General features: G+C 51.1%; 1 protein-coding gene. It reads left to right on the forward strand.

The window, feature by feature from the left end; genetic code table 11:
• Positions 1–14 precede the first annotated feature (14 nt).
• Positions 15–23660, forward strand: coding sequence for a non-ribosomal peptide synthetase/type I polyketide synthase (locus OL444_RS13800; RefSeq protein ID WP_264732581.1), 23646 nt, complete (start codon positions 15–17; stop codon positions 23658–23660).
• The last annotated feature ends 2 nt before the right edge of the window (positions 23661–23662 follow it).

Below are 23662 nucleotides of genomic sequence, written 5' to 3' on the forward strand. Positions count from 1 at the left end.
AACAGCATCATGTTATGAGAAAAGTATCGTTCCCTCAAACGTTATCAGCATTGCTGACTGCACAGAAAGACAATCAGGAGAAAGGCATTACTTTTATTTCCGGCGCCAGCAAGGAAGAATACGTTTCGTATCAGGAACTGTATAACAGCGCCTTGTCTATGTTGGGATATCTGCAGGAGAAAGGTGTGCAGCCTGGTAATGAAGTCGTATTCCAGATAGATGATAATAAAACGTTTATCCAGGTTTTCTGGGCCTGTATTATGGGAGGAATTATACCGGTACCTGCCGCAGTGACTTATCAGGGAGAAAACGCCGGGAAACTATTTCGTATCTGGCAGTTCCTGCACCGGCCGTACCTGGTGACTACCCGGGCCATTTACGAAAAACTGGACGACCGTAAAACGAATGATACCCTGCCGTTTGCAGACTATACTTTCTTTACGGAAGATTTATACGCACACACCGCAGCTGGTACCGTATTTCCGGTTACGGGTGATGATATTGCTTTCCTGCAATTCTCATCCGGTTCTACCGGTAACCCGAAAGGCGTGGTGCTGAAACATAGTAACCTGCTCGCCAATACCAAATCCACGCTGGCGATGCATGAATGTGATATTGATCGCCGCTTAAGCTGGATGCCACTCACACATGACCTGGGCCTCATCTTTTTTCACCTGTATCCGATAGCCATCGGCGCACAGCATTTCCTGATGCCTACGGATCTGTTTATCCGCCATCCATTACTATGGCTGCAGAAGATCGCCGAACACAAGGTCACCATTACCGGATCGCCCAACTTCGGTTTTAAATATTATCTGAATCAGTTTAAGGAAGAGAAAGTAGCAGGACTGGATCTTTCTTCCCTGGAAGTGATTGTCAATGCGGCGGAACCTATCTCTGGCGCTTTGTGCCAGCAGTTTATGGATACGCTGTCGAAATATAACCTGCGCCGCAGCGCGATGTGTCCGGCTTACGGCCTGGCAGAAAGTACCTTGATTGTTTCCTTTGCGACCGCCTTGATGGAGAGTGTTTTCGTTCGCCGCGAAACGCTCACAGTGGGCCGGTATATCACAGAACCCGGGATGCTGGGAACAGCACCTGCACCGGAGCATGTGGAAATAATGAACGTCGGTAAAATTGTGGCGGATACGGGTATCCGGATACTGGATGAAGCCGGCCAGCCGATGGAAGATGGCGGAGTGGGTATCATCTGGGTTAACGGTCCGAGTGTTACGGAGCAATATTATAACAACACCACCGCTACGCAGGCTGTCATCAAAGAGGGCTGGCTGAATACCGGTGATACCGGCTTTATGCGGGATGGCTACCTGTATGCGGTAGGCCGGGTGAAAGATATTATTATTGTCAACGGATTAAACGTATATCCGCACGATATAGAACAGGCCGTGGAGGCAATTGATGGGATTGAAACCGGACGGGTACTGGCCTGTGGGGTAAGGGAAGAAGGAGCGGCATCTGAGTCGATTGTCATCTTTGTGGTGTTTAAACTGGCGATAGAAAAATTTGCGCCGTTGGCGACTGCGGTGAAACGCTTGGTGGCCGCACGTTTGGGGCTGGAGGTGAAACAGGTGCTGCCGGTACGGAAAATAGCCAAAACCACGAGCGGTAAAGTGAAACGATACCTGTTTGCAGAAGAATACCGCAACGGTGTATACAACGAAGCCATTGCAGCACTCGCAGCGATTGAAGAGCAGTTGCGGACAGCCGCCGCACTGCAGGCGGCACGCAGCCAGGAACAGGCCGGACGGCAGCAGGAAGTGAGGGTACGCCGCTGGCTGGAAACGTGGCTGCAACAACAGCTGCAGGTATCCGTTGCAGAACTGGCCATGCATAAAACCTTCATGGAGTATGGTATTACCTCTATGCTGGCGGTGTCGCTGGCGGCAGACCTGGAAACCTTTTTACAGCAGGAGGTAGACAATACCGTTATTTATAATTATCCCAATGTGAATAGCCTGGCGGCACACGTAGCCGGCGTGGCTGCGCCGCCGCAGGAAAAAATACCGGTAGCGCCACCTGCAGCTACCCGCGATAAGATTGCGATTGTGGGTATGGGTTGTCGTTTACCCGGCAACGTTAGTACGCCTGCCGCTTTCTGGGAATTGCTGGTGGCGGAAAGAAATGCCATTACTGCTATTCCGGATGATCGCTGGAATACGGCAGATTATTTTGATACAAACGTGGGTGCCCGCGGTAAAATGTATACCCGACAGGGAGGCTTTATCGCGGATGCAGATAAATTCGATCCCCTGTTTTTTGGGATCTCTCCGAAAGAAGCGGAAGCAATGGACCCGCAACAGCGCCTATTGCTGGAAGTAGCGTGGGAAGCCCTGGAACATGCCGGTCTGCGGCCCACCGACCTGAGAGGCAGTGATAGCGGCGTATTTATAGGGTTCGGTACCGATGATTACCAGCATATAATCCTGGAACAACAAGCAGCAGCCTATTATGAAGATGCTTTTACAAGCCTGGGTACAGAAAGAAGTATTGCTGCCGGCAGAATCGCTTACCTGCTGGATTTCCACGGCCCGGTGATGCAGCTGGATACCGCTTGTTCTTCTTCCCTGGTGAGTATACACCAGGCTTGTCAGAGTTTATTGCACGACGACTGTTCGCTGGCATTGGCAGGAGGCATCACTTTGATGCTGTCGCCGGAAGGTACGGTGAAACTGTGTCAGATGCAGGCGCTCTCTCCGTCCGGTGCCTGCAAAACTTTCGATGATGCGGCAGATGGATATGTCAGAAGTGAAGGGGTCGGTATTGTTGTGCTCAAAAGACTGGCAGATGCGGAAGCTGCCGGCGATAATATACTCGCTGTTATCAGCGGTTCGGCGATTAATCACGATGGTTTAAGCAATGGTATTTCTGCTCCCAACGGCGTAGCCCAGCAGCAGCTGATTGGCAAAGCGTTGCGGCGGGCAGGTATCAGCGCCAACGCCGTACAATATATCGAAACACATGGTACGGGCACCCGCCTGGGTGATCCGGTGGAAGTACAGGCCTTGCATGCCGTGTATGCCAGCCATCGTACCAAAGACGCGCCTTTATTACTGGGCGCGGTGAAAAGTAATATCGGCCACCTGGAAGCAGCAGCAGGGGTAGCAGGGCTCATCAAAGCCGTGCTGTGTCTGCAGCATCGCCAGATACCGGCCAGTATCCACCAGCATACGCCCAATCGTTTTATTCCCTGGCAGAACATGTCCGTGCGGGTGGTAGATAAACTCACCGCCTGGCCACCGGTTCAGGGTAAACGTTATGCGGCAGTAAGCGCCTTTGGATTGAGTGGTACCAATGCACATGTAATTCTGGAAGAAGCGCCAGCCCGTAAACCGGTGGCGGTACCTCCGGCGAAGCCGTCGTATCCGGTACTGCTGTCTGCTAAATCCGCCGCCGCTTTACAGGCATTGGCTGCGCGTTATGCACAGCTGCCTGCGCATACGTCGCCTGCGGAACTGGGATATAGTACTGCGCTTGCACGGGATAGTTTTCCTTATCGTATAGCCTTTGAAGTGAGTGACATGACTACAGCCCGTACCTTGCTGCAGGACTATGCAGCGGGTAAGGCCCGGAAAGAAATCCTGCAGGGACACGTAACCGTAGCGCCGGATAAAATAGCGTGGCTGTTTACCGGCCAGGGCTCTCAGTATTGGCAGATGGGGAAAGAACTGTATGAGCACAGTGAGGTATTCCGGAAGGTGATAGATTATTGCGATGCATGGCTGAAAAAAGAGTGGGAGTTTTCCCTCCTGACGTTATTGTACGGCGAGAACAAGGCAACGGGTAATGCGTTGCTGCGGGAAACCAGGTATACCCAGCCGGCATTGTTTGCCATTGGCTGCGCGCTGGCAGAACTCTGGAAGTCATGGGGTATTACGCCTGCTGTTGTAGCCGGACATAGCGTCGGCGAATTTGCAGCAGCCTACGCAGCCGGGGTATTCAGCCTGGACGACGGACTGCAGTTAATCACGGCCCGGGCCCGGCTGATGCATGCGATCGAAGAACCGGGCAGTATGGCAATGGTGTTTGCATCGGAAGCAGTGGTAGCGGAAGCTATCCGGCCCTATGGCCATGCTTTGTCGGTAGCAGCTATCAATGGTCCTTCGCTGATCGTTATCTCCGGTAAAAAAGAAGCCATTGCTACCGTGCTGGCTTCCCTGAAACAAACAGGCATAGGTAGCCGGGAACTGGCGGTATCACACGCTTTCCATTCACCATTGATGGAGCCGATGATAACAAAGTTCCGGCAGATAGCGGAAAGCATCCGTTATCAGGAACCGGTTATTCCGCTGGTATCCAATGTAACCGGTGGTATGATTACCACGGATATTACTACGGCGGATTACTGGTGTCATCATATCCTGGCGCCGGTGCAGTTTGCGGCCAGCGTACAGGCCATCCGGGCGTTGGACGCCCATATCTGGCTGGAACTGGGACCACAGCCCAACCTGTTATCGATGGCGCAGCTGACCATGTCTTTTGAAGACGGTGCGTTATTGCCCAGCATGCGCGAAGGACAGTCTGCCTGGAGTACGCTGCTGCAAAGCCTGATGGCCTTGCAGGTGAAGGGGATACCTATCGGGTGGCACGGGTTTTATGCAGACGCAGATTATCGTAAAATACAGCTGCCGGTGTATGCTTTCCAGCGCCAACGGTACTGGATACACGCAGATAAACCGGCCACACCAAAAGTAGTCAGGGAACAGATAGCAGCACCTGTGCCGCTGCCAGAAATCCTGCCAGCTGCCGTTACACCATCAGCAGCGCATCCGGCAACGGATATTACCGGGGTGCTGGTAGAAACCCTGAGCCGGTTACTGAAAATATCTCCCGCAGATGTCAACATACATACGCCTTTTCTCTCACAGGGAGCAGACTCACTGGTCCTTGCGAGTGTAGTAAGAAAAATAGAAAATGATTACGGCCTGAATTTCTCCATGCGGCTCTTGTTTGAGGAGCTGACCACGGTAGACAAGATGGCGCAGTATATTGCCACACATGCGACGAAAACACCGATCGTTACACCCGTGGAGGAAGTGCCGGTAGCAGCTGTCCCGGTGGCAGTACCAGCGGTACCCACCTCCATACCGATAGCCGCCGCACCAGCGATAGCGCCGGTATTAAATGGCTCACCGGTGGCAGCTGATCCCTTTCAGGTATTACAAGGACAGTTTGAGGTGATGGCACAGCAGTTCCAGCTGATGTCGCAACAATTACAGGGGCTGTCGCGCTATACGCCGGTAACGGTGGCCCCGCAACAGGCGCCGTTAATAAAGAAACAACTATCAGCACCTGGTAAACAAACGGTGACCATCTTCCCAAAAATAGAAACCCAAAAGGGCGATCAGTTATTACCGCCACAGCAACAACATTACCTGGATGCCTTTATCAAACGTTATACAACGAAAACCCGGGCATCCAAAGCCCTCGCGGAAAAATACCGTCCGGTACTGGCGGATATCCGTGCTGCGGCAGGCTTCCGTTTTATGACCAAGGAAATGGTGTACCCTATTGTGGTGAATACTTCCAAAGGCGCCCGTATGACGGATGCAGATGGAAATGAATACGTGGACCTGACGATGGGGTTTGGCGTGAACCTGCTGGGACACCAGCCGGACATCGTAACGGCAGCAGTATACCGGCAACTGGAAAAAGGATATCAGTTAGGCCCGCAATCACCGCTGACAGGTGAAGTGGCTACGAAGATAGCAGCGCTGACCGGTATGGACCGCGTGAGCTTTCATAACTCCGGTACCGAAGCCGTGATGTCGGCCCTGCGCATAGCACGTACACTGACAGGCAAATCCAAAATAGCCATCTTCCAGGGTTCCTATCATGGTTACTTTGATGGTACTCTGGCCCTGGCAGAAGATGTAGATACCCATCCCCAGGGCGTACCGGTGGCGCCAGGGGTATTACCCAACATGGTAGCAGATGTACTGGTATTTGATTATCAGCATCCGGATGTGGTACAACAAATACAGGCGCATGCCGATGAACTGGCCGCCGTATTGGTGGAACCGGTGCAGAGCCGGCGTCCGGATTATCAGCCCAAAGCATTGCTGCAGGCCTTGCGGGCAATGACAACTGCAGAAAAAATTATCCTGATTTTTGATGAGATGATTACCGGTTTTCGTATTCATCCCGGCGGCGCGCAGGCACACTTTGGCATAGCTGCAGATATGGCTACCTATGGAAAAATCATCGGTGGTGGTTTCCCTATTGGGGTCATAGCTGGCCGTGATTGGTGTATGCAGGCAGTTGACGGTGGGGTGTGGAAATATGGAGATGATTCCTGTCCGCAGGGAGAACCTACTTTCCTGGCAGGTACGTTCTGCAAACATCCGGTGAGTATGGCAGCTGCTTTGGCAATACTGACGGAGCTGGAACAACGTGGGCCGGCTTTACAACAAGAGCTGACCGCACTTACCACCCGTCTTGTCAGCACCATCAATGCCTTGTTTGAACAATATCAGGTACCGGTTAAAGTACAGCGTTTCGGTTCCTTGTTTTATTTCGCAGTAACAGGCAATATGGATTTACTCTTCTATCACCTGATAGAAAGAGGTGTTTACATCTGGGAGGGAAGAAGTTGTTTCTTGTCTACCGCACATACAACGGCGGATATCGCATGGATAGAACAGGCATTCCGGGAGTCGGTCATCGCATTGAAAAAGGGCGGTTTCCTGCCCGGTGGTGAAGATATACCACCATCCGGCAAACATACAACCGCACCGGAAAGCCTCCGGGTAGCCATCGGACAGCTGACGATACCGGACAAGATTCCGTTGTCTCCCAACCAGGAAAGAATGTGGTTTATTGATCAGCTGGAAGGCAGTATTCAATATAACATTCCGATTGCACTGCGCCTGAAAGGAGTGTTGGATAAACAGGCTTTGCAACAGGCCTTTCAGGAGATCATCAGCAGGCATGAAATATTGCGGACAGTGGTGGCACAAACAGACGGCAGGCCTTATCAGCATATCCGCGATAATGGTAAATGGCAGCTGAAAATAACAAATGATATACACCTGCAAAATGATCCGGCAGCATTAGCGGCTTATGTTTCTGCGCAGATATATACACCTTTTGATTTCTCCGGAGATAATATGCTTCGGGCCAATCTGATTCAGGCCGGTGAAGAAGAACATGTATTGTTACTGACGGTACATCATATTGTATCAGATGACTGGTCGGTAAGAATGTTGTTTGGAGAGCTGATAGCGCTATATAATGCAGCCATCGATCATACTACTGCTCAGATACCGGTACTGGAAATACAATATAAAGATTACGCCGTGTGGCAGCAGCATTACCTCGAAAGTGCCGCTTTCCGGGAAAAGCTGGCGTGGTGGAAAAACAGGCTCGATGGCGCTGCGCCATTGCTGTTACCAACAGATTTTGAACGGCCATTAACCAGAAGTACCCGCGGTTCCATGGCTGCGTGGCAGCTGGATAAAACCCTGACGACGAAAATTCATCAGCTGGGCCGGCAGGAAGGGGTAACCCTGTTCACCACTTTATTAACCGCATTTAAAGTGCTGTTGGCGCGTTACAGCGGTCAGGAAGATATTGTGGTAGCCTGTGCCGTTGCTGGCAGAATACAGCGCGAAGTAGCGCCTTTATTGGGCTTCTTTGCCAATACCCTGGCGTTGCGGACAGAAGTACATGGTACTACCTCGTTTAGCAGCTTGTTGAAAAAAGTGAGCAACGTGGTACTGGATGCACATGATTACCAGGAGGTGCCTTTCAATAAAGTATCCGATGCGGTGATCAGTAACAAGAGTCTGGCAGATAATCCGTTGCTCCATATCATGTTTACCCAGCAGCAGATTCCCGTAGCCCGGGATATCCGGTTGGGAGCTGCTACCTTATCTTACGAGCCGGTGATACGGCAAACCAGTATTGCAGATATTACCTGGGTAGTGGAAGACCTGCCGGAAGGTATTGCCATTATGGTGGAATATGCCACCGACCTGTTTACGGCAGCTACTATCCAACAGCTGTTGCAACACTACGAGACCTTGCTGCAGGCTGCTGTGGAGCAACCGGCTGCACAGGTACAACAGTTGAAGCTGTTGCCGGACACAGAGCAACAAAAACTGGTACATGGCTTTAATAATACCGTATACCCGTATCCGGTAGATAAAACAGTGGTGACGCTGTTTGAAGAACAGGTGGCGGCCAGACCGGATGCTCCGGCTGTTGCTTTTGGTGAGCAACAGCTGACTTATCGTGGCTTGCATGAAAAAGCCAATCAGGTGGCACACTGGCTGCTGACAGCCGGTGTAAAGCCCGGTGAGCATGTCGGATTGTTATCGTATCGTGGTATCGATATGCTGATCGCGATATGGGGTATCCTGAAAAGCGGCGCGGCCTATGTGCCGTTTCATACCGGTTTCCCGGCAGAACGTATCCAGCTGATGATGGAAGATGCCGGTGTTACCAAAGTGGTGTATACGGATAAACAGCTGGCAGCCACCATTGCCTTACCGGAAAATACCGGTTTATGGATAGGGGAGGCCACGCATTTCCCTACGACGTCTACCGGGATTATAACTGCAGTAACTGCGCCTGTCAACATCATGTATACTTCCGGTACAACCGGCCGGCCGAAAGGTATTGTAGTGACGCATCGCAACATCGTGAATATGGTGTCCGATCCCGGAATAATTATCATCAGGCCGGAAGACCGCGTATTGCAGTGGTCTAACTATTCCTTCGACGGATCTACGTTTGATATCTTTGGTGCGTTGTTATGCGGCGCTTGCCTGTATACGATAAAAGAGGCCGCTGTTGCAGATGTAGGGGCATTGTCCCAAATCATACAGACAGAAAAGATGACGGTCTGTTTTATGACAACGGCATTGTTCAACAATTTTGTAGATACAGATATCAATGGTTTACGCCCGTTGCGTAAGTTGTTGTTTGGTGGAGAAAAAGCATCTGTATCGCATGTACAAAATGCATTGGCGGCATTGGGTGCCGGTAAACTGATACATTTATATGGCCCTACGGAAACCACAGTGTATGCATTGGCTTATCCGGTGGATGAAGTAGCGGCAACCGATATGGCCATTCCGATTGGCCGGCCACAGGCCAATACCCGCGCCCTCATCCTGGATCAGCAAGGCCTGTTGGTACCCATCGGAGTAAGTGGTGAATTATATATTGGCGGCGATGGCGTCACCAACGGATATATTAACAATGCCGTACTTACCGCGGAAAAATTTATTACCCTGGAAGGACATGTGGGTCGCTGGTATCGTAGCGGTGACCTTTGCCGCTGGCAGCCGGATGGCAACATTGTTTATACAGGCAGAGCCGACGATCAGGTGAAAATCCGTGGCTACCGTATAGAACCGGGAGAGATTGAACGGGTAATGAACCAGCTGGAAGGCATTACAGCCGCTGGTATCGTAGTAAAAGAACAAACTTCGGGAGATAAACAACTGACCGGATATTATGTGATAGATAGGGCAACGGTGCAGCAGACAGCACAGGATTTATCCCGGCGCCGGCTAAACGAAAATACCGTTACTCCGTTGTTGCTGCACGAACAGGAAGTAGTGCTGGACCAGCTCCGGACCTTGACAGACGCACAACACCTGACGGCCACCCTGGAAAAAAGTATCGCCTCGTTGAAAGGAAAAGGCCGCATCCTGATTCCTGGCGTACCCGACCTGCGGTTGTTATCCCTGGATAAACACCTGCAGCTGCTGGACAAACTGCCGGCACGCACACCAGTGAAGGAGTGGAGCTGGCAGGCAGATGTAGCAGCCGCACAGGAACCCAATTTGTTTGTAGATCCGGCCTGCTTCTATCAGTTACCGGCCTTGTATCCTGCGGTTACACATGTGGAAATACAGGCACACGCCGGCGAACAGACAGGCGGTACTTATGATGTAGTGATATATGTAGGATATATGCCAGCTTTGCTGCAACCAGCCTGGCAGCTATGGCAGGAATCCGGCCAGGTAACGCAATGGCTGGCTGCTGAGCAAGCAGTCATTGCCCTGCAGGAGGTACCACATCCCCGCCTATGGAAAGAACGGTTGCTGGCGGACATCCTGCAACAGCCACTCACAGGTACTACGGACGCAGTGAAGACACAGATCAGTACGCCGGATACCAATACCGAGGCCATACAAGGCTTGCTGGAAGCCGCAACAACAGCGGGTTACCAGGTACGTTGTTTCGCCGGGCAGGATCCGCTGACCATAAATATACTACTGGAAAAAGCAGCTGGCGATGCCGGTGTATTATTGCCGGAACAACAGCGTATACACCTGCCCGTTACTACCTATACCAATATCCCGCTGTATACGGCTATCAGTGACATCAGGGAAGATGAAATCCGCCGCGCCTTACAGGAACGTTTACCGGATTATATGATTCCGGTTGTTTTAACCGCCATCCCCTATCTGCCACTGACCGTTAACGGTAAGACAGACCGTAAGTTGCTGGCCAGCCTGGAAACAACGCAGCGCAATAGCAAACAGTCGTATGTGGCGCCGGTAACGTCGGTGCAGCAACGACTGGCCACTATCTGGGAGCGGTTGCTGGAAGTAGAACGTGTAGGCATCCACGATAGTTTCTTTGCATTGGGAGGACATTCCTTATTGGCTACCCGGGTTGTATCAGCTGTTCGCCGGGAACTGAGTGCCGAACTGACCGTAAGAGTCCTGTTTCAGCATAATACCATTGCGCAACTGGCCACTTATCTGGAAGAACAACAGCCCGGTTTATTGCTGCCACCGGTAACGCTGGCATTACGTACAGCGCCGCTGCCGTTATCGTATAGCCAGGAACGTCTATGGTTTATTGATCAGCTGGAAGGTTCCGTAGAATACCATATGTCGGTGGCTTTCACCCTGAAAGGAGCATTGGATACCGCCGCCCTGGAATATGCCTGGAGACAGATTGTGAACCGGCATGAAGTGTTGCGAACCGTATTCCTGGAGGAAAATGGTACCCCCTGGCAGCGTATCATGAATAAAGACGGCTGGCAGCTGCAACAGATCGAAGGCAGCCGCTATCGTCACGACAAGCAGGCTTTATTGACGCTTATCGACGAGCTTAACCGCGTGCCTTTTGACCTGACCAAAGATCATATGTTGCGTATTCGGCTGATTACGCTGTCGCCGGAAGAACATATCATGGCGCTGTGCATGCACCACATTGCCGCCGACGGCTGGTCCCTGTCGGTAATAATAAAAGAACTGGTAACACTGTACAATGCCCGTTCCCGGAATGAGGAACCGGAATTGGAAACATTGCCGGTACAATATGCCGACTTTGCTGTATGGCAGCGTACTTACCTGGACAGTAATACGTCCGGTAAAAATCCGGACTATTGGAAACAGCAACTGGCAGACGTAGCAACGTTGCAACTGCCAACAGACTTTGAAAGGCCGTTGGTGAAAAGTAACCGGGGCGATCAGCTGGTATTCCGGATAGACAAAGCCCTCACCAACCGCCTGGAACAACTGGCGCAGGAACAGGGATGCACGCTGTATATGCTGCTGCTGGCAGTCTTTAAAGTATTGCTGTTCCGATACAGCGGACAGGAAGATATTGCGGTGGGAAGCCCCATTGCAGGCAGGTTGCAGGCTGAAACAGAGTCGCTGATCGGCTTCTTTATAAATACCCTGGTGCTGCGTAGCAACCTGGAGGGGAATCCGGCTTTTACCCGGTTTTTACAGACGGTTCGCCAAACCACGCTCGATGCCTATGAACACCAGGAGGTGCCTTTTGAAAAAGTAGTGGAAATGACAGTGGGAGAAAGGGATCGTAGCAAAAATCCGCTGTTCCAGGTGATGTTTGCCTTACAGAACATACCGGAAATACCGGCGTTACAATTGGGCGATGTTACGTTGAGTAGTCATCCGGTTACACACAGCACCAGTTTGTTTGATATGTTCTGGTCTATTCAGGTACGGACAGATCATACGGAAGTCGCGCTGGAGTATTGCACCGACATTTTCACGGAAACGACTATACGTAAAATGATGGCACACTATGTTTCCTTACTGGAGGCAGTGGTAGAAAACGCTGCTATCCCCGTGGGGGCGCTGCCGATGCTCCGGGAAGCTGAACAACAACAGCTGCTGTATACATTTAACGATACGGCACTGGCTTATCCGTCGGATAAAACGGTGGTGGCATTGTTTGAAGCACAGGTGGCCGCGACACCGGATGCACCGGCTGTTACTTTTGGAGAAGTAGCACTCACTTACCGGACACTGGATGAAAAAGCCAACCAGGTAGCACACTGGCTGCTGGCAGCCGGTGTAAAGCCCGGTGAGCATGTTGGGTTGTTGGCGTATCGTGGCCTCGATATGCTGATCGCAATATGGGGTATCCTGAAAAGCGGCGCGGCTTATGTACCGTTTCATACAGGTTTCCCGGCAGAACGTATTCAATTGATGATGGCGGATGCTGGTGTGACCAAAGTGATATACACAGATAAACAACTGACTGCTACCATCACCTTACCGGATAATACCGGTTTATGGCTGGGAGATGCCCTGCATTATCCTGTAACTGCTACAGGAGTGGTACCGCTGGTAACGGCACCAGTCAACATCATGTATACTTCCGGTACCACCGGCAGGCCGAAAGGCATTGTTGTGACGCACAGCAACATCGTAAAGCTGGCGTATGATCCTGGCGCGATTGCCGTGAAACCAACAGACCGCGTATTGCAATGGTCTAATTATTCTTTCGACGGATCTACCTATGATATCTTTAATACGTTGTTACAGGGTGCCTGTTTGTGTATGATACCGGATAATGCTGCAGCAGATGTAGAGGCGTTGTCGCGTATCATATCCACAGAAAACATCACGGTTTGTTTTATGACAGCCGCGTTATTCAACAATTTTGTAGACCATGATATCAATGCCTTACGCCCATTGCGTAAGTTGTTGTTTGGAGGAGAAAAAGCCTCCATATCGCATGTGCAAAAAGCCTTGATGGCATTGGGAGCAGGTAAGCTGGTAAACGTATACGGACCTACGGAAACAACAGTCTATGCATTGGTTTATCCGGTGGACGAAGTAGGGGCAACAGATATGTCTATCCCGATTGGGCGTCCGTTGGCCAATACCCGGGTCCTTATCCTGGATCAGCAAGGCGCCTTGGTGCCCATCGGCATAAGCGGTGAATTATATATTGGCGGCGACGGCGTCTCCAATGGCTATATCAATAATGCCGCGCTTTCAGCAGAAAAATTTGTTACCCTCAAAGGACATGCCGGCCGCTGGTACCGTAGTGGTGACCTTTGTCACTGGCAGCCCGATGGCAACATCGTATATACCGGCCGTGTCGACGACCAGGTGAAAATCCGCGGCTACCGTATAGAACCGGGAGAAATAGAACAGCAGATGAATCAGCTGGAAGGAATTGCCAACGCTGGTATCATCGTAAAAGAACAAATTACAGGAGATAAACAACTAGCCGGATATTATGTAATGGATATGACGGCACTCCGGCAACAGGAGGAAGAATTGTCACGGCAACGGGCAAACGAAAATAATGTTGCCCCGGTGCTGTTGAACGAACAGGAAGTAGTGTTAAACCAGATGCAGACGCTGACCACGACACAAGACCTGACTACCGCCCTGGAAAGCAGTATCGCCTTGTTGAAAGAAAAAGGCCGCATCCTGATTCCCGGTGTACCCGATCTGCGTGTATTATCCCTGGGTAAACACCTGCAGCTGCTGAATAAACTGCAGGGCAGCACACCGGTGAAGCAGTGGAGCTGGCAGGCAGACGTGGAAGCCGGACAGGAACCTGCTTTGTTTGTGGACCCGGCCTACTTCTATCAGTTGCCGGCCTTGTATCCTGCGGTTACACATGTGGAAATACAGGCACCCGCCGGAGAACAGGCAGGAACTACTTATGACGTAGTTATATATGTAGGACATATGCCAGTGCTGCTGCAACCAGACTGGCAGCCATGGCAGGAATCCGGCCTGGTAATGCAATGGCTGGCTGCTGGTAAAGCTGTCATTGCCCTGCAGGAGGTACCACATCCCCGTTTATGGAAAGAACGATTGCTGGCAGACATCCTGCAACAACCGCTGACAGGTACTACAGAAGCCGTGATAGCGAAAATCAGTACCCCTGATATAACCATTGTAGCTATACAAAATCTGCTGGAATCCGCAACAACGGCGGGTTATCAGGTACGTTGCCTCACCGGGCATGATCCGCTGACCATAAACATACTACTGGAAAAAACACCCGGTGATGTAGCCGTGTTACTACCGGAACAACAGCGTATACACCTGCCTGTTACAGCATATACCAACATGCCGTTATATGCAGCTATCAGCGAAATCAGAGAAAAGGAGATCCGCCGTGCCTTACAGGAACGTTTACCGGATTATATGATTCCGGTTGTTTTAACAGCCATTCCCTATCTGCCGCTGACGGTTAACGGTAAGACAGACCGCAAGTTGCTGGCCAGTCTGGAAACAGCACTGCGCAATAGCCAACAGGCATACGTACCACCGGTAACGCCGGTACAGCAACAGCTGGCCGCTATCTGGGAGCGTTTCCTGAAAGTAGAACGTGTAGGCATCTACGATAGTTTTTTTGCACTGGGAGGACATTCCCTGCTGGTGACCCGGGTAGTATCCGCTGTGCGCCAGGAACTGAACGTAGAACTGATGGTGAGAGACCTGTTTCATTATAACACCATTGCGCAACTCGCTGCTTATCTGGAACAGCAACAGCCCGGTTTATTACTGCCACCGGTAACGTTGGCGCCGCGTACAGCGCCGCTGCCATTATCGTATAGCCAGGAACGTTTGTGGTTTATCGATCAGCTGGAAGGTTCTGTACAGTATCACATGCCGGAGGCTTTCACCTTGAAAGGCGCATTGGATACGGTGGCCCTGGAATATGCCTGGAGACAGATTGTAAACCGCCATGAAGTGTTGCGAACCGTATTCCTGCAGGAAAATGGCGCGCCACGCCAGCGTATCATGGATAAAGATGGCTGGCAGCTGCAACGGATCGAAGGCAGCCGCTATCGCCGCGACAGACTGGCCTTGCTGGACCTCATCGACGACCTTATCCGCGTACCTTTTGATCTGACAACAGACCATATGCTGCGGGTGCAGCTGATTACCCTGTCGCCGGAGGAACATATCATGGTGCTGTGCATGCACCACATTGCCGCTGATGGCTGGTCTCTGTCTGTAATAATAAGGGAGCTGGTAGCGTTGTACAACGCCCGTTCCCGAAACCAGGAACCGGAGCTGGAAGCATTGCCGGTACAATATGCCGACTTTGCAGTATGGCAACGCACCTACCTGAACAGCGAAACGTCCGGTAAAAAACTGAACTACTGGAAGCACCAGCTGGCAGGCGTAACGGTGTTGCAGTTGCCGACAGACTTTGAAAGACCGTTGGTGAAAAGCACCCGTGGCGAACTGCTGATATTCCATATCGATAAAACGCTGACCGGCCGCCTGGAACAACTGGCGCGGGAACAGGGATGCACATTGTATATGCTGCTGCTGGCAGTCTTTAAAGTATTGATGTTCCGATACAGCGGACAGGAAGATATTGCAGTAGGAGGTGGTATCGCGGGCAGGCTGCAGGCAGAGATAGAATCCCTGATCGGCTTCTTTGTAAATACCCTGGTGCTGCGCAGTAACCTGGGTGGCAACCCGGCCTTTACCCGGTTTTTACAGGAAGTCCGCCAAACCATGCTCGATGCCTATGAACACCAGGAGGTACCCTTCGAAAAAGTAGTGGAAGTAACCGTAGGAGAAAGGGACCGCAGCGCCAATCCCCTGTTCCAGGTGATGTTTGCCTTGCAGAACATACCGGAAATACCCACGCTGCAACTGGGCGACGTGATACTGAATGGTCACCCGGTTACGCATACGACCAGCTTATTTGATCTGTTCTGGTCTATCCGCGTGCGGCCGGATCATATGGAAGTGGCCATGGAATATTGCACCGATCTTTTTACGGAAACGACTATACGTAAAATGATGGCGCACTATATTACCTTATTGGAGGCAGTGGTACAAAACCCTGCTATGCCGGTAGGCGCGCTGCCAATGCTCCGGGAAGAAGAACAACAACAGCTGCGATATACTTTTAACGATACTGCTCAGGTATATCCGGCTGATAAAACAGTAGTGACGCTATTTGAAGAACAGGTGGCGGCTACACCGGATGCAACGGCCATTACTTTTGGAGAAGTACAACTGACGTATCGGACACTGAATGAAAAAGCCAACCAGGTAGCACACTGGCTGCTTACAGCTGGTGTAAAACCCGGTGAGCATATTGGGCTGTTATCGTATCGTGGTATCGATATGCTGATCGCGATATGGGGTATCCTGAAAAGCGGTGCGGCCTATGTACCGTTTCATACCGGCTTCCCGGCAGAACGTATCCAGCTGATGATGGAAGATGCCGGTGTGACCAAAGTTGTATACACAGATCAACAGCTGTTTGCTACCATCGCATTACCGGATAATACCGGATGGTGGCTGGGAGATGCCCTGCATTATCCTGCAACCCCTACAGGGGTAGTACCGGTAGTGACAACACCTGTCAATATCATGTATACTTCCGGCACCACCGGCCGGCCGAAAGGCATTGTTGTGACGCATAGCAATATCGTGAAGCTGGTGTATGATCCCGGCGCGATTGCCGTGAAACCAGCGGACCGCGTGTTGCAATGGTCTAATTATTCCTTCGACGGCTCTACCTATGATATCTTTAGTACGTTGCTACAGGGTGCCTGTTTGTGTATGATACCAGATAATGCAGCGGCAGATGTAGAGATGTTATCGCGTATCATATCCACAGAAAATATCACGGTTTGTTTTATGACAACTGCACTGTTCAACAATTTTGTGGATCATGATATCAATGGTTTACGTCCGTTGCGTAAGTTGTTGTTTGGTGGAGAAAAAGCTTCCGTATCGCATGTGCAAAATGCTTTGATGGCCTTGGGGACAGGTAAGCTGGTACACGTATACGGGCCTACAGAAACCACAGTGTATGCATTGGCATATCCGGTGGATGGAGTAGCGGCAACGGATATCGCGATTCCGATTGGCCGTCCGCTGGCCAATACCCGGGCCCTTATCCTGGATCCGCAAGGCGCCTTGGTACCCATCGGCATAAGTGGTGAATTGTATATTGGCGGCGATGGCGTTTCCAATGGCTATATCAATAATGCCGCGCTATCAGCAGAAAAATTTGTTACCCTGAAAGGGCATGCCGGCCGCTGGTACCGCAGCGGTGACCTTTGCCGCTGGCAGCCCGATGGCAACATCGTATATACCGGCCGTGTCGACGACCAGGTGAAAATCCGTGGCTACCGTATTGAACCGGGAGAAATAGAACGGGTGATGCTGGATTTGGAAATGGTCGGCACCGTAAGTGTGGTGGTGAAGGAAACCTCCACCGGCGATAAACGACTGGTGGCCTGCTATGTACCGGATACCGCACAGGTGGCCCGGCAGGAGGAACAATTGTTTCTGCAACAGGTGGCCAACTGGAAAGAACTGTATGAAGAAGCTTTCAGTAAACCTGCGGAGGTAATCATCGCAGATCCGGAATTTGATATCACCGGATGGAACGATAGTTTCACCGGCGACGCTATCCCGGCAGTGGAAATGCGCGATTGGCTGGATGATATTGCCGGCCTGATCTTATCGCTGCAACCCAAACGGGTATTGGAAATAGGCTGTGGTACCGGATTGATCTACTACCAACTGGCCGCACATATTGAAAAATATATCGGCGCCGACTTTTCACCTGTTTCTACCGGGCAGCTGCAGGAACATATCCAAAAACAAAGCCGGCCATATCCGGAAACGGTATTGCAGGTATGTGCTGCGCATGAAGTTACCTTGCCATCAACGGAAAACATTGACCTGGTGATCCTGAATTCCATTGTGCAATATTTCCCGGGCGCGCAATATATGTCTGTCGTAATGGAAAATGCTATTGGCCTGTTAAAAGGGCAAGGGCGTGTCGTTATCGGTGATGTACGGGATCTGCGATTGCTGCCGGCTTTCAAACGCAGGCTGCTGCTGGATAAAATGTCTGACCGTATTGGTATCAAAGATTTCTTATGGCAGGCGGATCAGGAAGTAGTGCGGGAAGAAGAATTGTGTTTTGCACCTGCTTATTTCTATCAGCTCCAGGAAAAATATCCTGCCATCACACAGGTAGCCATACAATGGAAACAGAGTACATATATCAATGAACTTACTTCATATCGTTATACGGTGGTGCTGCAGATCGGTAAGCCGCAGGCAATTTTTGTACCCGGCTGGCAGCCTTGGGAAAGCATCACGGACACGCATACCCTGTATGAACAATTGCAGCAGGAAGTGCCTGTGATAGCCTTACAGGACGTACCACATCCACGTCTGTGGCAGGAGCGCCTGATGGAAGCCGGTTTGAAAAATGCGCAGGTATTGTATACGCGGGACCTCGCGGATGCGATGGTTGAACCTGATGCAGTAACCATCACCATAAATGGTCTATTGCAATCAGCGCGGGAAGCAGGTTACCACTGCCGTTTCCTGTTGGCAGAAGATCCCCTCAAGGTTCATATCCTGTTGGAACGTATACCCACGGAAGATTTTATCGTACTGCCCGAGGCGGACCGTATCCATACGACTACTGCCAACATCCCGTTGTTCCGCGACATCTGTAATGTACTGCAAAAAGACATGTTGGTACAGTTGCAGCACCGGTTGCCGGCATACATGATACCAGCAGAACTGATTGCCTTATCGCACCTGCCGCTGACCAGCAACGGAAAAACAGACCGGCGGTTCCTGAGCACCTGGGAAGAAGGAACACGGCAAGGAACAGCTGCCTACGAGGCGCCGGCAACACCGGTTGCGATACAGCTGGCAGAAATCTGGCAACGGTTACTGGGCGTGGAGAAAGTAGGCGTAAAAGACAATTTCTTTGAACTGGGCGGACATTCCCTGCTGGCTACCCGCGTCGTATCAGCGATTCGGAAACAGCTGGAAGTACAGCTGACGGTAAAAGACTTTTTCGTCTATCCCACCATCGAAGGTCTCGCTGTTTATCTGCAGGGATTACAAGGCAGCGCAGTATTACCGGAAATCAGTAAGGCAGTCCGGCCGGAATACCTGCCCCTGTCTTTCGGACAGGAACGCCTTTGGTTCATTGACCGGTTGCAGGGAAGTGTGCAATACCATATGCCGGCTACGTTGCGGCTGACAGGTAACCTGGATAAAACAGCACTGGCAGCAGCTTTGCAACACATCGTTAACCGGCATGAAGCACTGCGTACAGTGATCCGTATCAATGAAGCCACCGGGCAAGGGTATCAGTACATCCTGGAAAAAGATACCTGGCAGTTACAGCTGCAGGATCTATCTGGTATAGCCGGCGATGCAGCCGCACTGCAGGCAGCCATGGAGACATGTATTACCCGTCCTTTTGAACTGGCAACAGATCATATGATGCGGGCATGTCTCCTGCAATTGCAGGACAACGAACATATCCTGGTACTCACGATACATCATATTTCCTCCGATGGCTGGTCAATCGCTAATCTCATCAATGAGCTGATAGTTTTGTACCATGCCTTTACCACAGGAGTACCAGTGCCTTTGCCACCGTTGGCGCTGCAATACGCCGACTATGCCCTGTGGCAACGAAAACACCTGGAAGGAAAAGTGATCGATACCCAGCTGGAATATTGGAAAAAACAACTGGAAGATTGTCCACAGCTGGCATTACCCACAGACTATGAGCGGCCGCCGGTACAAAGTACCCAGGGTGCTGCCATTGCATACCGGATAGATAAAGCACTCATCGACCGGTTAAATGTACTGTCGCAACAACAGGGAGTAACCCTTTTTATGACGCTGCTGGCAGCCTTTAAGGTATTGCTGTACCGTTATGCCGGCCAGGAAGATATTGCGGTTGGAAGTGGCGTAGCCGGTAGAACACAGGAAGAAACGGAAGAGATGATCGGCTTCTTTGTGAATACCCTGGTGATACGGAGTCATCTCCGCGCAGATATGCCTTTCACCGATTTCCTGCAACAGGTAAAGGAAACTACCTTAAACGCCTATACGAATCAGGATGCACCTTTTGAAAGAGTGGTGGAAGCGGTACTGGATACCCGCGACCTGAGCGTAAACCCGCTGTTTCAGGTAGTATTCCTGTTACAGAATACGCCGGCGGCGCCTGCCCTGGATCTGGGTGGCGTGGAACTATCCACGGCCTCGTTCAGACATACCACCAGTCTATTCGATATGAGCTTTTTTGTGACAGAACAGGCGGATGGTTTACAACTGGATGTAGAGTATTGTACGGAGCTGTTCAAGGTATCCACTATGGAGCGACTGCTGGGATATTACGAACACCTGCTGCAGGCGGTGGCAGACATGCCGGCACAACAGATCGCGGCACTGGACATGCTGGGCGAAGCCGAACGGCAACAGCTGCTGGTGGCATTCAATCAAAAACAACGACAGTATGATATCCATGCGGGTAAAACCATCGTTGCGGTGTTTGAAGCACAGGCGGCCCGTACGCCGGATGCCACGGCGGTGATATTCGGAGATACGATACTCAGTTATCAGGAGCTGGATAGATTATCTGGTGTAGCAGCCCATTATCTCACGCAGGTGGGGGTAACCACCGGCACGCTGGTACCGGTATTTGTGGGACGCTCCGCAGCACTGATCGTAACAATATTGGCCATCTTAAAAGCAGGTGGGGCTTATGTACCGGTGGATACGGAATATCCGGAAGAACGCATTGCCTATATCCTGGAAGATACCGCTGCCCGCATCGTGGTAAGCAGCCAGGATGTAAAAGACCACTTGCCGGTACAACAGCAGATGACAGTTGTTGAAACAAGTGTAATGATGGCAGGTATCGACACCTTGCCACCGGCAGACGGGGGAAATCCGGTAGTAAAGGCATCGCAGCTGGCTTACCTGATTTATACCTCTGGTTCTACCGGTACGCCGAAAGGGGTGATGGTACAACACGATGGGGTGATCAACCTGGCGTTGAGCATGCAGGAAGAGCTGGCGCTGCAGCCGGGAATGAAAACCCTGCAGTTTGCCTCCATTGGATTTGATGCGGCCTGCTTTGAAATATTCAATACCCTGCTGAGTGGAGGGTGTCTGGTGATGGCCGCCAAAGAAACATTGCTCTCCGGTGCGCTGCTGGAAGCGTTGATCCTGCAGCATCAGATAACTTTGGCAGTATTACCGCCTTCCTATCTGCATGCGATGAAAGATACGCTGGGATGTCTGAAAACCATTGTGTCTGCCGGTGAAGCGCTGAACAGGAATCTGGCAGCCTATATCCAGGCACAGGGCATCCGGCTCATTAACGCTTACGGCCCTACGGAAACAACTGTATGTGCAAGTCTCACGGATACACCGGTGCTGGCCGATAATACGGTCGTAATCGGAAAACCGGTGGCCAATACCTCCTTGTATGTTCTCGACGCGGCCAATGGGCTGGCGCCGATAGGAGGCGTAGGTGAGTTGTGTGTGGGCGGCATACAGGTGGCCCGTGGTTACCTGAACAGGGAAACATTAACCGCAGCACGCTTTATCGCTAATCCTTTTACCGGTGTTGCAGGAGATCGTTTGTACAAAACCGGCGACCTGGTTCGCTGGTTGCCGGACGGAAACCTGGTATACCTGGGGCGTACAGATGAACAGGTAAAAATCAGGGGCCACAGAATTGAGCTGGGAGAAATAGAAAGTGTGCTGGAAGAACATATCCTGGTGAATCGCGCGGTAGTAGTGGTGAAAACAGACGACAGCGGTAACAAACGGCTCATAGGATATGTATTGTGTGAAGGCGCCTTCCTCCGGGAAGTGATTTTATCTTTCCTCACATCGCGTTTGCCGGAGTATATGATACCGGCACAGCTGGTGGAACTGACAAACCTGCCTTTGACAGCCAATGGAAAAATAGATCGGAAAGCCTTACCGGATTACGATTTGACCAATGCAGCCAATAGGGTATACGAGGGCCCCCGGAATGAGGCGGAGCGTACCCTGGCAGCTATCTGGCAGGAATTGCTGGGAGTATCACCGATAAGCATACACGATAATTTCTTTGAACTGGGCGGCGACTCTATTGTCACCATTCAGGTGGTTAACCGGGCCAAACATGCCGGTTACCAGCTGCATCCGAAAAATGTGTTTATTCATCCTACCATTGCCGGCCTGGCCGCAGTACTGGCAGACCAGCAACCACAGCGCCAGGCAGGGGAGCAGGGATACCTGAGCGGAGAGAGCGGACTGTTACCGGTGCAACAATGGTACCTGGGAGATGAAAGCAATGTTTCCGATCACATGATTCAAAGTGTGCCTTTGGAAATTAAAAAAACAATACCGGTAGAGATCATCACCACGGCTGTCGAATACCTGGTGTCCTTCCATGATAGTCTTCGTTTTGCGTATAGCAATGCGTCGGGTTCGTGGAAACAATGGTATGGCAACGAAAAAGGTACAGTGGTGGTAGTGGATTTACAATCGGTACCGGTAGATAATCTGGCCGTGGAAATTGCAGCGTATGAAAACCACTATAACCATAGCCTGGATATGCGGGCAGGTAAACTGGTGTGTGCGGTATTATTCCTCACACCGGCTGCTGTTCCGTCCAACCGCCTGATGATAACAGTTCATCACATGGGTGTGGATGTAGTCTCCTGGCGTATTTTGCTGGATGATCTGGATAATATCCTGCAGGATCTGCAAAGCGGCAGGCCTATTGGATTAACGACTAAAAGCAGCTCTGTACGGGAATGGTATCAGGCACTTGCCCGGTATAGCCAAAGCGACCGCTTACTATCACAACGGAACTACTGGCAGCAGGCAATGGATCAATACCAGCCATTGCGTACCGATAAAACATATGATAGCCTGGTACGTATCAGTGAAATGACAGCCTGGCGCGTACGGTTAGACGCGAACCTCACACAGCAACTGTTGCTGGAAGTATCACAGGCATACCGTACAGACGTAAAAGATCTGTTGCTGGCAGCACTGTCATTAACACTGTCTGAGTGGATGCAAAGCAGTAAGGTATCTGTCGGTTTTGAAAAACATGGCCGGGAAGATATTGCACAGGATGTGGACATCAGTCATACTACCGGTTGGTTTACGACCTTGTCGCCGGTTTTACTGGATGCAGGGATGGCCAGTGATACGGGACTTCTGCTGAAAAGTATCCGGGATCAGCTGAACGCGATACCGGATAAAGGAATCGGCTTCGGGGTATTGAAATATATCAATCAGGAAGCAGGCTTGCAGGGTAAAGATCCATGGGATGTGATCTTCAATTATCACGGCCAGATAGACTACATCAGCAACAGCCACAAATGGATTGCGATCGCCCATACATCAGCCGAACTGAAACTCATCGGGGATTATACCATGCGCTTTAAACTGTTCATCGATGGTACCGTGACAGACAACGAACTGGTAATAGACTGGTTGTATAGTACGCATCACTTCCAGCAGGCGACGATTAAAATGTTGAGTGCTGCTTATATCCGGCACCTGGAAGCATTGATCCGGCACTGTATGGCGAAGATTAATGAACGGCAGCTGTATATGGTATAACA

The organism is Chitinophaga nivalis (genome assembly GCF_025989125.1).
In the GTDB taxonomy this organism is placed as follows: domain Bacteria; phylum Bacteroidota; class Bacteroidia; order Chitinophagales; family Chitinophagaceae; genus Chitinophaga; species Chitinophaga nivalis.

What these genes read in the sequence shown, in the direction of transcription:
- OL444_RS13800 (WP_264732581.1), top strand. Translation starts at nt 15, where the DNA reads ATGAGAAAAGTATCGTTCCCTCAAACGTTATCAGCATTGCTGACTGCA.